A 13,398-nucleotide genomic window follows, 5' to 3' on the forward strand; every position below is an offset into this window, starting at 1 on the left:
AACAATAGTTCGAAGTCGGCGCTATCGGGCGGTTTCGTTTCGTTCCCGACGCCGATAAAGCTATCCGCGTTCCGACGTATTGCCGATAGTTACTTGCCGGATACATGCGAACGTCCCCCGTAGAACCATGGCAGATGCGCTCACAACCGCGTTCCTCCTGGTCGTCGGCGTCGCGCTCGCTGCCGGCGGGTTCCTGTTTTTCAAGACGGCGCTGTACCTGCTCGGCCTGTTGCTGGGGGCCGGGATGGGGCTGATGGCGGCGGACGCGCTGGCACTGGAGATGACGGCGACGCTCGTCGCCGCGGGCGTCGGCGCGGTGTTCGGGCTCGGGATCGCGAGTACGATACGGACGCTGCTGGTGGTCGTCCCCGGGGTGTTGACCGGAGTCGGCGCGGCGATACTGCTGACCGACGTCACGCTCGCCGACCCGGCGAGCCTGGTCGACCCTATGATCGCCGGCGGCGCGGTCGCGGGCGTCGTCGCCGCCTGGCTGCTGGAGACGGTCATTCTGGTGCTCGTCTCCGCCTCGTGGGGCGCGACGCTCGTCTCTATCGCGCTCGGAGCCACGCTGGCGGCGTCGCCCGGCGAACTGGACGTGACGGTGGAGGGCCTCCTGACGACGGGCTTCTGGGCCGTCTTCGCCGTCGGCGTGGTCGTCCAGACCGGCGTCTGGTACTACCTCCGGGTCCACGTCGACGACGGCGAGAACGCCCGCGACGTCCTGCTGCGAAAGGCCGGGCGGTCGGTCGGCTCCAGTCGGCAGTGAGAGAGCGGGCGCGCGGCCCGCCGGTCGAGCGCTATTCGTCGGTCGTGTCGTCGTCCGCGGCGTCCGCCCCGCGGCGGTACACGGGCAACCGGAACCTGACGCCCCGCGACCGGAGCGCCCACCGCGTCTCCATGCCGCCCCACGCCAGCCCCGTGAGCACGGCTATCGTCGCCGCGCCGAACTCCGGCCGGCCCATCCACACCGGGCCGATGTAGATGATGCCGTTGACGATCCGCGGCGGGAGCACCCCGCGGACCACGTCCGACACCGTCGACATGATCCCCAGCGAGAACCCGCCGTCGCCGCCGTCGCCCCCGCCGCCGGTCCGGGACTCGTAGCCGAGCGAGCGGGCGCTCTCGCCGCCGGTGCTCTCGTCGCCCGTCTCGAGGCGCTCGGCCTCGTAGGGGTGGGAGAGTTCGACCTCCCAGACTATCTCGCCCTCCGGGGTCACCTCGATGAGGCGCTTCCCGTTCGTGTCGGTGATGAGGGTGTTGCCGTTGGGGAGGCGGTCGGCGTCGCGGGGCCACTGCATCTGCGCGTCCGACCACTCCCAGGTGCGGACCCACTCGCCGTCCTCGCGCTGGAACTCCTCGACGCGACCGTTCTCCGAGTCGGCCACGACGACCGCCGGCCCGCCGCGCTCCTCGGGGATGTAGTCCGGGTTGTGCTGCTCGTACTGGATGTCGTGGTTGTCCTCCTCGCCGAGCGTCCAGGACTCGTTCAGCCCGGTCTCGGGGTCGATGAAGACGACCTGGTCCTGGTTTCGCAGGCTCACCATCACCCGCCCGTCGTCGAGCAGACTCACGTCGTTGATGTGCGCCCAGTCGCCGGGGTACGAGCCGCCGCCCTCGACGGGGAAGTCGCTCTGGGCGTTCCAGGCCCACTCCCGGACGCCCGACTCGGTATCGAGCATGAACACCTGGTCGTCCGCGATGTCGGCGACGATGACGTGCGTCTCGTTGACCCGGACGTGGTCGTGCCACTCGCCGGCGTTCTCGCGGTGGTCGTAGCGGACGACCATCTCGGTCACCTCGCCGGTCGAGATGTTCGCCCGCTCGATCACGTTGCGGGAACAGGGCGGGTCGCCGCAGTTCGGCCCCGACGTGTGGATCGTGTCCGTCGCGGTGTACTCGACGGTCAGCGACTCGTTCTCGACGGGGTCGACGTCGAAGTACTTCGTGTGGCTGTTGTTGTAGTAGGCGACGCTCCCGTCCGGCGCGTACGCGATTATCGTGCCGAACTTGGCCGACTCGGTGACGACGGTGTGGTTCTCCGTCGGCGGTGCTTCGGGGACCCCCTCCTCGGTGGCCGTCGTGACGCCGGTCAGCGCGCCGTACGCCAGGTACGCGCCACAGATCAGCAGGACCGCGAGACACGCGACGCGGAGGCGACGCCGCGTGACCCCCGAGCGCACCCGGGCGACCGTCTCCCGGGCGCTGGATGATCCGTTCATACTCCCACCTGTGAGGGGGGCGTATTAGGGTTGTCCACTTCGCCCGAGCCGCCGCGGGGAAGCCCCTGACGCTGGGGCGCGGTCGGACTCACTCCATCGGGTCGCTCCAGGCCGTCCGCTCGATCCGGTAGCAGCCACACTGCGGGCAGGTCTGGCGCTGGAGTTCGAACCGCTGGCCGCAGGACAGACACTGGTACGGCCGCTGCGCGTCGGGGCGGTCGGCACGGACCATGCGGCGGAGCCGCCGGACGAGACTCACGGTGGGGACCTCCGGTGACTACCCCTGGTCGCCGTCGGGGAATAAGAGGAGGGTTTCGTTCAACCGCGGTACTGCGGCGGTGTCCCCGGACCCCCGACCCCCCGCCGACGCCGGTCGAACCGCACGGTCGCCTCGGGAGATCGAACTGTCCGTTCCGCGTCGCCGTGCGGCCGGCCGCGCGGACCCGACGGCCCGCGCTACAGCCCCGTCCGGGCTTCCACGTTGTCGAGGCCGGCCCCGTTCTTGACGGCTGTCGCCCCGACGCAGTCGAGGCAGCCGTACACCTCGTCCTCGTTCCCCCCGAACACGCGGACGAACTCCGGCGTCACGAACGAACCACAGTTGTTGCATTTCGGCATTGTGAACCCAGTCGACGCCAACTCACAGAACGGGCATAGTTATACGCCGGATAACGGGGAGTAAACGCCGCCTTACGGCCGCGTTCGATCGCCGATCCGAACTGTTGTGCCGCGTTCACGTCCGTCTCGTTCCCCGCCACGGCGGCCGGTCGGCGACGGCGCGCGCTCCCGCCCGCCGGCTCGTCTCGGGGGAGTGACACCCGCCGGCCGGGGGGTTCCCCGGCGAAGCGAACCCCCTTTACCTGCGCGGCTCGTTCCGATCCCATGGACTACGAAGCCAGCCTCGACCGCGCGCTCGACGCGGTCCCCGACTACGCCGGCTCCGACGACCGACTGTCGGTGCCCGACGCGAACGCCCAGAAGGACGGCGCGTTCACCCGGTTCACGAACCTCGGCGAGATCGCCGACGCCCTCTCGCGCGACCCCGAGCACCTCCACAGCTCGATCCAGCGCGAGCTCGGGACGGCCGGCCAGTTCGAGGACGGCCGCGCCCGCTACAACGGGTCGTTCACCGGGAGCGACTTCGACGCCGCCGTCGACAGCTACGTCGACGAGTTCGTCACCTGCTCGCAGTGTGGCCTGCCCGACACGCGGCTGACGACGGAGAACCGCACGCTGATGCTCCGCTGTGAGGCCTGCGGGGCGTTCCGGCCCGTCACGAAGCGCCAGACCTCCGACGCCACCCAGCAGCGCGACGCGGTCGAGGAGGGCGAGACCTACGAGGTGAAGATCACCGGCACCGGCCGCAAGGGCGACGGCGTCGCCGAGAAGGGCGAGTACACCATCTTCGTCCCCGGCACGCAGGAGGGGCAGGTCGTCGACATCTACATCAAGAACATCAGCGGCAACCTCGCGTTCGCCCGCCTGGCGAACTGATCCCGTCGGGCCGTTTTCTCACTCGTGGCCGGGCACCATCACCGGCCGGTCCGCGTTGAGGATCACCGCCTGCGTGACGCTCCCGAACAGCGCCTTCCCGGTCGGCGTGTGCTTGCGCCCGCCCATACAGACCAGGTCGACGTCCATCTCCTCGGCCGTGTCGAGGACGCCGTCGGCCGGGTCGCCGCTGTCCTCGTGCAGGCTCACTTCGACGCCCGCCTCCTCCAGTCGCTCCCGTGCGCGGCGGACGCCGGTGATCTGTGACGCGGACGCGCCCGACGGGTTGTCCGTGAAGCAGTGAAACACCGTCGCGCGAACCGACTCCGGCGCGTCCGGGAGGTCCGCGACGGCCTCGGCCTGTCGCTCCGACCGGTCCTCGGCTTCGTCCACGGCGACGAGTACGTGGTACATATCCGACCGTTCGACGGCCGGGTTGAAAGGGATTACTTCGATCCCGGCGCGCCGGAACGGCCGAAAGCCGTCCCTAGCCGGCGCGGTCACCGAGCGATTCAAGTGAAATTGCACTAGCTACACGGGAGTGGCAGTTTCGTTCGACCTCTTCGGCACGCTGGTGGACGCCGACCGCCCGTCGGACCCGGGCGCGGCCGTCGCCGACGAACTCGCGGCGCGCGGCGTCGCGGTCCCGGCGGACTGGGCCGACGCCTACCGCGAGGTCCACGTCGACGCGCCGGACGGGGCCGAAGTGCCCCTCGCCGCCCACGTGAGCGCCGCGCTGTCGAGCCGCGGCGTCGACGCGCCGAACAACGCGCCGCGCCGCGCGGTCGTCGCGGCGTTCGACCCCGAGGTGCGGACCCGCGACGGCGCAGTCGAGGCGGTCCGGGCGGCCGCCGAGCGCGGCCCCGTCGCGGTCTGCTCGAACTGCGCGGTCCCGGAACTCGCGCGGCGGGCGCTGGTGCGCTCGGCGTTCGACCGGGACGCGTTCGACGCCGTCGTCACCAGCGTCGCCTGCGGCTGGCGCAAGCCCCACGAGCGCGCGTTCGAGGCGGTCGCGGACCGCCTCGGGGTCGCCCCCGCCGACCTGGTCCACGTCGGCGACGACCACCGCACCGACGGCGGCGTCCGGTCGCTCGGCGCGACGTTCGTCCACACGGAGGAGGTGCCCCTGCCGGAGTTCCCCGACTGGCTGGAGGGTCGCCCGTGCCCCTGACCGCGACCGCCGCGGTCGTCGCCGCCGCGGCGCTGGACCGCACGGTCGGGGAGCCGCCCACCCGCCTCCACCCGGTCGCGTGGTTCGGCCGGCTCGTCGCGCCGATCGACCGCGAGTGGCCCGCGCCGCGGGCGGTCGGGCTGGCCGTCGCCGTTGCACTCTCGCTGCTCGCCGCCGGCGTCGCGTGGGGCCTCGTCCGCGCCGCGGCGCTCGCCCACCCCGCCGCGACGGCGCTGGCCGCCGGGGCGGTGCTGTTCCTCACGACGAGCCTGCGGATGCTGCTGACCGAGGCCCGCGGCGTGGTGCGGGCGAGCGACGGCGACCCGGCGACCGCCCGCGAGCGCCTGCCGGCGCTTGCCGGGCGCGACCCGGCCGACCTCTCGCCCGGCCACCTGCGCAGCGCCGCCGTCGAGAGCGCCGCGGAGAACCTCGCGGACGGGCTCGTCGCGCCGCTCGCCGCCTTCGCCGCGCTGGCCGCGGTGTCGCTGCCGCTGGCGGCCGCGGCCGCGGCGTGGGTGAAGGCCGTGAACACGCTCGACTCCATGCTGGGCTACCGCTCGAAGCCGGTCGGCTGGGCGAGCGCGCGGCTGGACGACCTCGTCATGTGGCTCCCGGCGCGGGCGAGCGCCGCGCTGATCACGGTCGCGGCGGCGGCCCCGGACGCCCCGCTGACCGCGCGGCGCTGGGCGCGCGCGCCGCCCTCGCCGAACTCGGGGTGGCCGATGGGGACGCTGGCCGCCGCGCTCGGGGTCCGGCTGGAGAAGCCCGGCGCGTACGACCTGAACGCGATGGCGACCCTGCCGGACGCGGCGGCGGCCGAGCGCGGCGTCGCCGTCGTCGGGCGCGCTGGCCTGCTCGCCTACGGCGTCGCGGGGGTGGTCGCGTGGCCGTGAACCGCCCGGCCGGTCGCGCCGTCGCCGCGCTCCGCGGGGCCGTCGGCTTCCTGACGCGGCTCCCGGTCGGCCGCGACGAGCGCGCGTGGCGGGCGTTCCGCGCGACGCCCGCCGCGTTCCCGCTGGCGGGCTACCTCGTCGGCGCGCTCGTCGCGCTCCCGTTCGTCGCCGCTCCCTTCCTCCCGGCGGCGACCGTCGCGTTCGCGTACGTCGTCGCGGTGTACGCCGTCACCGGGATCAACCACGTCGACGGCGTTGCCGACCTGGGCGACGCGGCGGTCGTCCACGGCGACGCCGCCGAGCGCCGCGAGGTCATGCGGGACACGACAGTCGGCGTCGGGGCGGCCCTCGCGGTCGGCGGCGTCCTGCTCGGACTCGGACTCGGCGCGCTCGCGCTCGCCGCCGCGCCGGTACGGGCCGCGGCCGCCGTCGTCGTCGCCACGGAGGTCGGCGCGAAGGCCGGGATGGCCGCCGTCGCCTGCGTCGGGACGGCGACTCACGAGGGACTGGGCTCCGCGCTCACCCGGAACGCCGCGCCGCGGTCGTTCGCGCTCCCGGCGCTGCTTTCCGCGCCCGCCGCCCTGCTGGCGTGGCCCGGGGTCGCTCCGGCCGCCGCGCTCGGGGGCGCACTCGCGGCCGGCGCGGCCGTCGTCGGCTGGGCGCGGGCGGCGCTGGGCGGCGTGAGCGGCGACGCCTTCGGCGCGGTCAACGAGGTCGGCCGCGTCGCCGGCCTGCACGCGGGGGTGATCGCGTGGACGCTCTCCTGATGTGCGGCGGCCGCGGCACCCGCCTCGACGCCGACGCCGAGAAGCCGCTGTTCGAGGTCGGCGGCGAGCCGATGGTCGACCGCGTGGCCGACGCGCTCGCGGCCAGCGCCGCCGGGACGACGTACGCGGTCACCTCGCCCCACGCCCCGGAGACGGCCGCACACGTCCGGGACCGTGGGCTGGCGACGGTCGGGACGCCCGGCGACGGCTACGTCGCGGACCTGACCGCCGCGCTCGCCGACGACCGTATCCGGCCACCCGTCCTGACCGTCGCCGCGGACCTCCCGCTGCTCGCGGGCGACGCCGTCGACGCCGTCCTCCGGACGCACGGCGGCGGCTCGCTGACGGTCTGTGTGCCGACCGCGCTGAAGGAGATGCTCGGCGTCAGCGCCGACGCCGCGGCGGACGGCCGCGCCCCGACCGGACTGAACGTCGTCGCGGACGACGAACGCGATACCATGTACACGACCTACGACGCACGCCTGGCGGTGAACGTGAACCGGACGGAAGACGCCGCGGTCGCGGAGGCGCTGCTGTGCGACTGATCCTCGCCGCGGGGGCGACCCGCACGGCCGAAATCGAGGGCATCAGCGCTGCCGGCGCGGACCCGGACCTGCGCTACCACACGCCGAGCGCCGACGCCGAGATAGTCGCCTACGGCGAGCCGGTCCGCGCGACGGTCGTCCCGGTGAGCCCGACGGGCTGTCCGACGCCCGCGGTCGTCACCCGCGCGGTCCGGGAGGGACTGGGGTTCGACCTGACCGTCGTCGACGCCGGCCTCGCGGAGCCGACGGCCGCGCCGACCGTCACCGTGGGCGCGTCGCCCGGCGACGACATCCGCGAGCCGGACCCCGTCCCGACCGGCCCCGGCGCGTTCGCCGCCGCGCGGCAGTTCGGGCGGGCGCTGCCCGACGACGAACTGTTCGTCGGCGAGACGATACCGGGCGGGACGACGACGGCACTGGGCGTCCTGACCGCACTGGGCGAGGACGTCGCCGTCTCCTCGTCGCTCCCGGAGAACCCCATCGAGCGCAAGCGCGCGGTCGTCGAGGCCGCGCTCGCCGCGAGCGATGCCGAACCGGGCGAGTTCGCGGGCGACCCGCGGGGTGCGGTCCGCTACCTCGGCGACCCCGTGCTGGCGGTCGTTGCGGGGCTGACGGCGGGCGCGCTCGACACGGACACCCCCGTCACGCTGGCCGGCGGGACCCAGCTGCTCGCGGCCGCCGCACTCGTGCGTCACGCCGGCGTCGACGCGCCGCTCTCGCTGGCGACCACGTCGTTCGTCGCCGACGACGGGCGCGTCGACCTCCCGGGCGCGGCCGACTCGCTCGACCTGGACCTGACGGTCACGGACCCCGGGTTCGACCGTAGCGACCACCCGGCGCTCGCGCGGTACGTCGCCGGCGAGGCGAAGGAGGGCGTCGGGATGGGCGGCGCGCTCGCGCTGGCCGACCGCGCCGGCGTGCCGATGGCGGACGTGCGCGACCGCGTCGAGGCGCTGGCCGACTACCTCGGGGGTGAACCGTGAACCCCGACGCCGCGGCGGCGGTCGGCCGGGTGCCCCACGGCGGGAGCGACGACCCCGACGACGTGGACTTCAGCGCGAACGTCAACCCCGAGAAACCGCCCGGCACCGCCGACGCCTACGAGTCGGCCTACGACGACATCGGCCGATACCCCGACGACGGGTACCCCGCGTTCCGCGCCGCCGCCGCCGACGCCGTCGGCTGCGACCCGGCGCAGGTCGTCCCGACCGCCGGCGGGCTGGAGGCGATCCGGCTGGCCGTCGAGACGGCCGTGAGCGCCGGCGACTCCGTCCTCGTGCCCGCGCCCGGTTTCGGCGAGTACGCCCGCGAGGTGCGGCTCCAGGGCGCGGAGCCGACGTTCGTCTCTCCGGGGGCGGTGCTCGACGCCGACCCCGCTCCCCACGCGCTGGCGGTCGTCTGCAACCCGAACAACCCGACCGGCCATGCGTACGACGACGGGGACCTGCGCGACTTCGCCGCGCGCTGCCGGGCGGCCGGAACGACCCTGCTCGTCGACGAGGCGTTCCTCGGCTTCACCGAGCGCCCGTCGCTCGCCGGCGCGGACGGCGTCGTCGTCGCGCGTTCGCTGACGAAACTGTACGGCACGCCCGGCCTCCGCGCGGGGTTCGCCGTCGCGACCGGCGACCGCCTGAGCCGGCTGGAGAGCGCCCGCCGCGCCTGGACCCTCGGCGCGCCCGCGGCGGCCGTCGGGGCGTACTGCCTGCGCCAGCAGGCGTTCGTCGCGGAGACGTGCGAGCGCGTCGAGCGCGAGCGCGAGCGACTTCGCGCGGCGCTGAACGAGCGGTTCGACGTACGACCCTCGGCGGCCCCGTTCCTGCTCGTCGACGTGGGCGAGCGCGACGTGGGGGCGCTGGTCGCCGCCCTGCGCGAGCGTGGCGTCGCCGTCCGCGACGCGACGACGTTCCGCGGGCTGGACTCGCACGTCCGCGTCGCCGTCCGCACGCCGGAGGAGAACGACCTGCTCGCGGAGGCGATGCTGGATGTTTGAGACGGCCGTCAGCGAGGGCGTCACGCGCCTCCGCCGGCCCGGGGTGCGCTGGCTCAGCACCGGCTTCGACGGCGGCGAGCGGGTCGCCGACGCCGCGTACAACGTGACGGTCCCGGAGGGGTGGGACCGGACGGACCTGGCGGCGTACGTCGCCGAGCGCCGGGAGGCGGCCGGGTTCGCCGACGACGGGCCGGCGCTGCTGACGGGCGTCGCCCAGCGCCACGCCCGCGGCGCGCGCCACGGGCCGGTCGAAGCGGTCGTCACTGCGGGGCTGTCGAACCCCGCACCGCTGGCGGCGGACGGCCCGGACGGGAGCGGCGGGGGCGACGACGACCCGGCCGGCGACCATCCGCCGACGGGCACGGTCAACGTCGTCGTCGGCACGGCGCGCTCGCTCGCGCCCGGCGCGCTCCCGAACCTCGTCGCCGTCGCCGCGGAGGCGAAGGCGGCGACGCTCCTCCGGGAGACCGGCTTTCCCGGCACCACGACCGACGCCGTCGTCGCGGCCTGCGACCCCGACGGCGAGCGCGCCGCGTTCTCCGGGAGCGGGACCGAGGTGGGGCGGGCCGCGCGGGCCTGCGTCCGGGACGCGCTTCGCGCCAGCCTCGCGTCGCGCTACGCCGACGAGGCGCTCCCGGAGTCCGTCGCGGAGGCCCGCCACGGCGTCGACCCCGTCGCCGAGACGGAGGTGTTCGAGCCGTGAGGGGCGTCGTCATCGGCGGGACGGCCTCCGGCGTCGGCAAGACCGTGGCGGCGCTGGCGACGCTCCGAGCGCTCGACGCGGCGGGCTACGACCCGCGCCCGGCGAAGGCCGGCCCGGACTTCATCGACCCGAGCCACCACGCCGCCGTCGCGGGCCGCCCCTCGCGGACGCTCGACCCGTGGCTGGAGGGCGAGGACGGCCTCCGCCGGAACTACTACCGGGGGGCCGACGGGACCGGGGACGAGGTCTGCGTCGTCGAGGGGATGATGGGGCTGTACGACGGCGACGCCGCGAGCACCGCGGCCGTCGCGGCGGCCCTCGGCCTCCCCGTCGTCCTCGTCGTCGACGCGTCGGCCGGCATGGAGAGCGTCGCCGCCACGGCGCTCGGCTTCCACGAGTACGCCGACCGGGTCGACGCCGACGCGGACGTGGTCGGCGTCCTCGCCCAGCGGGCCCACGGCGGCCGCCACGAGGCGGGGATCCGCGACGCGCTCCCGGACGAACTGGCGTACCTCGGGCGGGTCCCGCCCGACGACGCCCTCGAACTCCCGGACCGCCACCTCGGGCTGTACGGCGGCCGCGAAGCGACGGTGCCGGAGGACGCGCTCGACACGGCCGCGGAGTCGGTCCGCGCCGAGCGGCTGGTCGAGTTGGCGCGAGCGCCGCCGAGGCCGGAGTCCGCGGGGCGGGAGCGGCCCGCCCGTGACCGCACCGTCGCCGTCGCGCGGGACGACGCGTTCCGGTTTTGCTACCCGACGACGGTCGAGCGCCTGCGGGAGCGCGCCGACGTCGTGACGTTCGCCCCGGCCGCCGGGGACGACCTGCCCGAGTGCGACGGCGTCTACCTGCCGGGCGGCTACCCGGAGCTCCACGCCGCTGAACTGGCGGATGGCCCGGCCCTCGCGACGCTCGCCGACCGGGCCGCCGAGGGGCTGCCGGTGCTGGGCGAGTGCGGCGGGCTGATAGCGCTGTCGCGCTCGCTGACGACGACCGACGGGGGGACACACGCGATGGCGGGCGTCCTCCCCGCGGACGTGACGATGCGGGAGCGCTACCGGGCGCTCGACCACGTCGAACTCCGGGCGCGCGAGGGGACGCTGACCGCCGCCGCGGGCGACCGGCTCCGCGGCCACGAGTTCCACTACTCCGACTGCGCCCCTGACCGGGACGCCCGCTTCGCGTTCGACGTCGTCCGCGGCGAGGGCGTCGACGGCGAGCGCGACGGGCTGGTCGAGCACCGCACGCTCGGCACCTACGCGCACGTCCACCCCGAGAGCGGCGCGTTCGACGCGTTCGTCGACGAACTGTGACACCCGACGAAACCCGACCCATGACACGAGACGACTCCACCGACACGGTCGACGCACAGCCGATCGAACCGTCCGCCCCCGAGGAGTTCGGCCTGGTCCAGGCCTTCTGGGGCGACGGCAAGGGCAAGAGCACGGCGGCGATGGGCATGGGGTTCCGGGCGGCCGGCCACGGCTACCGGGTCCACATGGTCCAGTTGATGAAAGGCGGGACGAGCACCGTCGAGGACGTCCGCGGCGAGTACAACGCCATCGCCGAGATGCCGCGGTACTCCTTCGAGAACAGCGGCCACTACGGCTGGCACGGTTTCGGGGCCAGCGACGACGACGAGCACGAGGCCCGCGCGAGGGGCGGCCTCGCCCGGGCGCGGGAACTGGTCGACGACCCCGAAATCGACGGCGAGCGCGTCCACATGCTGATCGTCGACGAGATACTGTACGCGGCCAACCGCGGCCTCGTCGACCCCGGGGACGTGGTCGACCTGATCGAGCGGAAGGCCGACGGCCTCGAACTCGTCCTGACGGGCGGCCACGAGCGCCCCGACTACGTGACCGACCACGCCGACCTCGTCACCGAGATCCGTAAGGGGAAACACCCCATCGACGCCGGCCAGCCCGCCCGGAAGGGGACGGAGTACTGAGGGCGAATGGCGCGGACGATACTCGTCGCCGGCACCGCCTCCCACGTCGGCAAGAGCACCGTCGCGGCCGGGCTCTGTCGCCTGCTGGCGCGCGACGGCGTCGACGTCGCCCCGTTCAAGGCACAGAACATGAGCAACAACGCCCGGGCGGTGCCGACCGCCGGCCCGGACGGCGACGGCTTCGGGGAGATCGGCGTCTCGCAGTGGGTGCAGGCCCGCGCCGCGGCGGTGCCCGCGACGACGGACCACAACCCCGTCCTGCTGAAGCCCCGCGGCGAGGGCGAGAGCCAACTGGTCGTCCACGGCGAGGCGGTCGGCCACTACGCGGCGGGCGACTACTACGACGAATACTGGGAGCGGGCCCGGAGCGCCGCGGTCGAGGCCCACCGCCGGCTGGCGGCCGCCCACGACGTGGTCGTCGCGGAGGGCGCGGGCTCCATCGCCGAGATCAACCTCCACGACCGCGACCTGGCGAACGTCGAGACGGCCCGCTTCGCCGACGCCGACGTCATGCTCGTTGCGGACATCGAGCGCGGCGGCGTCTTCGCCAGCCTCGTCGGGACGCTCGAACTGCTGCCCGACGACGTCCGCGACCGGGTCGTCGGCTGCGTCGTCAACAAGTTCCGCGGCGACGCCTCGCTGCTGGAGCCCGGGATCGCCGAGTTCGAGGACCGCACCGGCGTCCCCGTCCTCGGCGTCCTGCCCCACGACGACCCGGGCCTGCCCGCGGAGGACAGCCTCTCGCTCCCGCCCGTCGGCGAGCGGGCGGTCCGCGGGGCCGACGACGGCGTGCCCGAGCGCGAGGCCGTCACGGTCGCGGTTCCGCGGACGCCGCGGGCCTCGAACGTCACCGACCTCGAACCGCTGGCCCGGGAGCCGGGGGTCCGGGTCGCGTACGTTCCGCCGGACGCCGCGCTGGATGTGGCGGACGCGGTCGTCCTCCCCGGGTCGAAGAACACGGTCGACGACCTGCTGGCGCTCCGCGAGGCGGGGTTCGGCGACGCGCTGGCCGCCTTCGAGGGCCCGGTCGTCGGCCTCTGTGGCGGCTACCAGATGCTCGGCGAGCGCATCGAGAACGCGGGCGTCGAGCGGGCGACCGACGGGGGCGACGTCGTCGAGGGGTTCGGACTGCTGCCGGTCGTCACCCGCTTCTCCCGGGAGAAACGCGTGACCCGGGCGACCCGCCGCCTCCGCGGGGTCGGCCCCCTCGCAGAGGCCGACGCCGCCGTGACGGGGTACGAGATCCACGCGGGCGAGACCCGCGCGGTCGGCCCCGTCGAGCGCCCCTTCGCCGACCGCGGGGCCGCACGGGGGAACGCGCTCGGCACGTACCTCCACGGCCTGTTCGGGAACGCCGCCGCGCGGACGGCGCTGCTCCGGCCGCTGTTCGACGGGAAGCGCCCCTCCGGCGACCGCGAGCGGACGCCGTACGACGACGCCGCGGCGCTGGTCGACGGGAACCTCCCGCTCGATCCCGGCGATATCGCCCGGGGGGAGTGGGAGTGACCGACCATATCGGCCAAAACATTTACACTTACGCCGTTTCACCCCTTTCATGTGGCAGTCGCCGACTTCCCCCCTTCCCCCCACCCCCGGCGACGCCACGCTGCCGGGGCGGTATCTCCCCGGATCGTTCCCCCTTTCCCCACGCGGCGTGGGGCCCCTATCACG

The 13,398-nt window shown here is 74.5% G+C and carries 16 protein-coding genes; 12 read left to right on the plus strand and 4 right to left on the minus strand.

Features of this window, described 5'->3' with window-relative positions:
* The first annotated feature begins 127 nt into the window (after nt 1–127).
* The gene (locus EYW40_RS03395; RefSeq protein ID WP_135820203.1) at nt 128–766 is read left to right on the plus strand and encodes a hypothetical protein; all 639 of its coding nucleotides are present in this window, start codon (nt 128–130) and stop codon (nt 764–766) included.
* A gap of 31 nt (nt 767–797) precedes the next feature.
* Here the strand turns inward: EYW40_RS03395 and EYW40_RS03400 are convergent, their stop codons facing one another.
* From EYW40_RS03400 to EYW40_RS19805, 3 genes are all read right to left on the minus strand, one after another.
* On the minus strand, nt 798–2,219 hold the full coding sequence (locus EYW40_RS03400) for an arylsulfotransferase family protein (RefSeq protein ID WP_135820204.1): 1,422 nt from the start codon (nt 2,217–2,219) through the stop codon (nt 798–800).
* 88 nt (nt 2,220–2,307) lie between these two features.
* A complete protein-coding gene (locus EYW40_RS03405) occupies nt 2,308–2,478 on the minus strand; it encodes a hypothetical protein (RefSeq protein WP_202614417.1) in 171 nt (56 codons plus the stop codon).
* A 197-nt stretch (nt 2,479–2,675) separates the two neighbouring features.
* The gene (locus EYW40_RS19805) at nt 2,676–2,837 is read right to left on the minus strand and encodes a DUF7563 family protein (RefSeq protein WP_162991528.1); all 162 of its coding nucleotides are present in this window, start codon (nt 2,835–2,837) and stop codon (nt 2,676–2,678) included.
* Between the two features lie 264 nt (nt 2,838–3,101).
* Here EYW40_RS19805 and EYW40_RS03410 point away from each other — a divergent pair, with 264 nt between their 5' ends.
* Nucleotides 3,102–3,713, plus strand: coding sequence for a translation initiation factor IF-2 subunit beta (locus tag EYW40_RS03410; protein WP_135820205.1), 612 nt, complete (start codon nt 3,102–3,104; stop codon nt 3,711–3,713).
* An 18-nt stretch (nt 3,714–3,731) separates the two neighbouring features.
* Here EYW40_RS03410 and EYW40_RS03415 read toward each other — a convergent pair whose 3' ends face one another.
* Nucleotides 3,732–4,124 carry a universal stress protein gene (locus tag EYW40_RS03415; protein ID WP_135820206.1) on the minus strand — a complete coding sequence of 131 codons (393 nt, stop codon included), beginning with the start codon at nt 4,122–4,124 and terminating at the stop codon, nt 3,732–3,734.
* 127 nt (nt 4,125–4,251) lie between these two features.
* On the opposite strand from EYW40_RS03415, the gene EYW40_RS03420 reads away from it, so the two are divergent.
* The 10 genes from EYW40_RS03420 to EYW40_RS03465 are packed head-to-tail and all read left to right on the plus strand — an operon-like array spanning nt 4,252 to nt 13,233.
* The gene (locus EYW40_RS03420; protein WP_135820207.1) at nt 4,252–4,881 is read left to right on the plus strand and encodes an HAD family hydrolase; all 630 of its coding nucleotides are present in this window, start codon (nt 4,252–4,254) and stop codon (nt 4,879–4,881) included.
* Complete coding sequence (cbiB, locus tag EYW40_RS03425; protein ID WP_135820208.1) at nt 4,872–5,774, plus strand: adenosylcobinamide-phosphate synthase CbiB; 903 nt, start codon at nt 4,872–4,874, stop codon at nt 5,772–5,774. Before EYW40_RS03420 ends, cbiB begins: the two co-directional genes overlap by 10 nt.
* A complete protein-coding gene (gene cobS, locus EYW40_RS03430) occupies nt 5,771–6,541 on the plus strand; it encodes an adenosylcobinamide-GDP ribazoletransferase (protein WP_135820623.1) in 771 nt (256 codons plus the stop codon). Before cbiB ends, cobS begins: the two co-directional genes overlap by 4 nt.
* Entirely contained in the window at nt 6,541–7,086 is a 546-nt protein-coding gene (locus EYW40_RS03435) for an NTP transferase domain-containing protein (RefSeq protein WP_135820624.1), read from the plus strand. Before cobS ends, EYW40_RS03435 begins: the two co-directional genes overlap by 1 nt.
* Nucleotides 7,077–8,069 carry a nicotinate mononucleotide-dependent phosphoribosyltransferase CobT gene (gene cobT, locus EYW40_RS03440; protein WP_135820209.1) on the plus strand — a complete coding sequence of 331 codons (993 nt, stop codon included), beginning with the start codon at nt 7,077–7,079 and terminating at the stop codon, nt 8,067–8,069. The genes EYW40_RS03435 and cobT overlap by 10 nt, the downstream gene beginning before the upstream one ends.
* Nucleotides 8,066–9,076 carry a threonine-phosphate decarboxylase CobD gene (cobD, locus tag EYW40_RS03445; RefSeq protein WP_135820210.1) on the plus strand — a complete coding sequence of 337 codons (1,011 nt, stop codon included), beginning with the start codon at nt 8,066–8,068 and terminating at the stop codon, nt 9,074–9,076. The genes cobT and cobD overlap by 4 nt, the downstream gene beginning before the upstream one ends.
* Nucleotides 9,069–9,779, plus strand: coding sequence for an adenosylcobinamide amidohydrolase (locus tag EYW40_RS03450; RefSeq protein WP_135820211.1), 711 nt, complete (start codon nt 9,069–9,071; stop codon nt 9,777–9,779). Before cobD ends, EYW40_RS03450 begins: the two co-directional genes overlap by 8 nt.
* Nucleotides 9,776–11,089 carry a cobyrinic acid a,c-diamide synthase gene (locus EYW40_RS03455; RefSeq protein WP_135820212.1) on the plus strand — a complete coding sequence of 438 codons (1,314 nt, stop codon included), beginning with the start codon at nt 9,776–9,778 and terminating at the stop codon, nt 11,087–11,089. The genes EYW40_RS03450 and EYW40_RS03455 overlap by 4 nt, the downstream gene beginning before the upstream one ends.
* A 20-nt stretch (nt 11,090–11,109) precedes the next feature.
* Nucleotides 11,110–11,727 carry a cob(I)yrinic acid a,c-diamide adenosyltransferase gene (locus tag EYW40_RS03460; RefSeq protein ID WP_135820213.1) on the plus strand — a complete coding sequence of 206 codons (618 nt, stop codon included), beginning with the start codon at nt 11,110–11,112 and terminating at the stop codon, nt 11,725–11,727.
* Nucleotides 11,728–11,733: 6 nt separating this feature from the next.
* Nucleotides 11,734–13,233 carry a cobyric acid synthase gene (locus tag EYW40_RS03465; RefSeq protein WP_135820214.1) on the plus strand — a complete coding sequence of 500 codons (1,500 nt, stop codon included), beginning with the start codon at nt 11,734–11,736 and terminating at the stop codon, nt 13,231–13,233.
* Nucleotides 13,234–13,398: the final 165 nt, after the last annotated feature.

The organism is Halostella litorea (genome assembly GCF_004785955.1).
GTDB lineage: Archaea > Halobacteriota > Halobacteria > Halobacteriales > Natronoarchaeaceae > Halostella > Halostella litorea.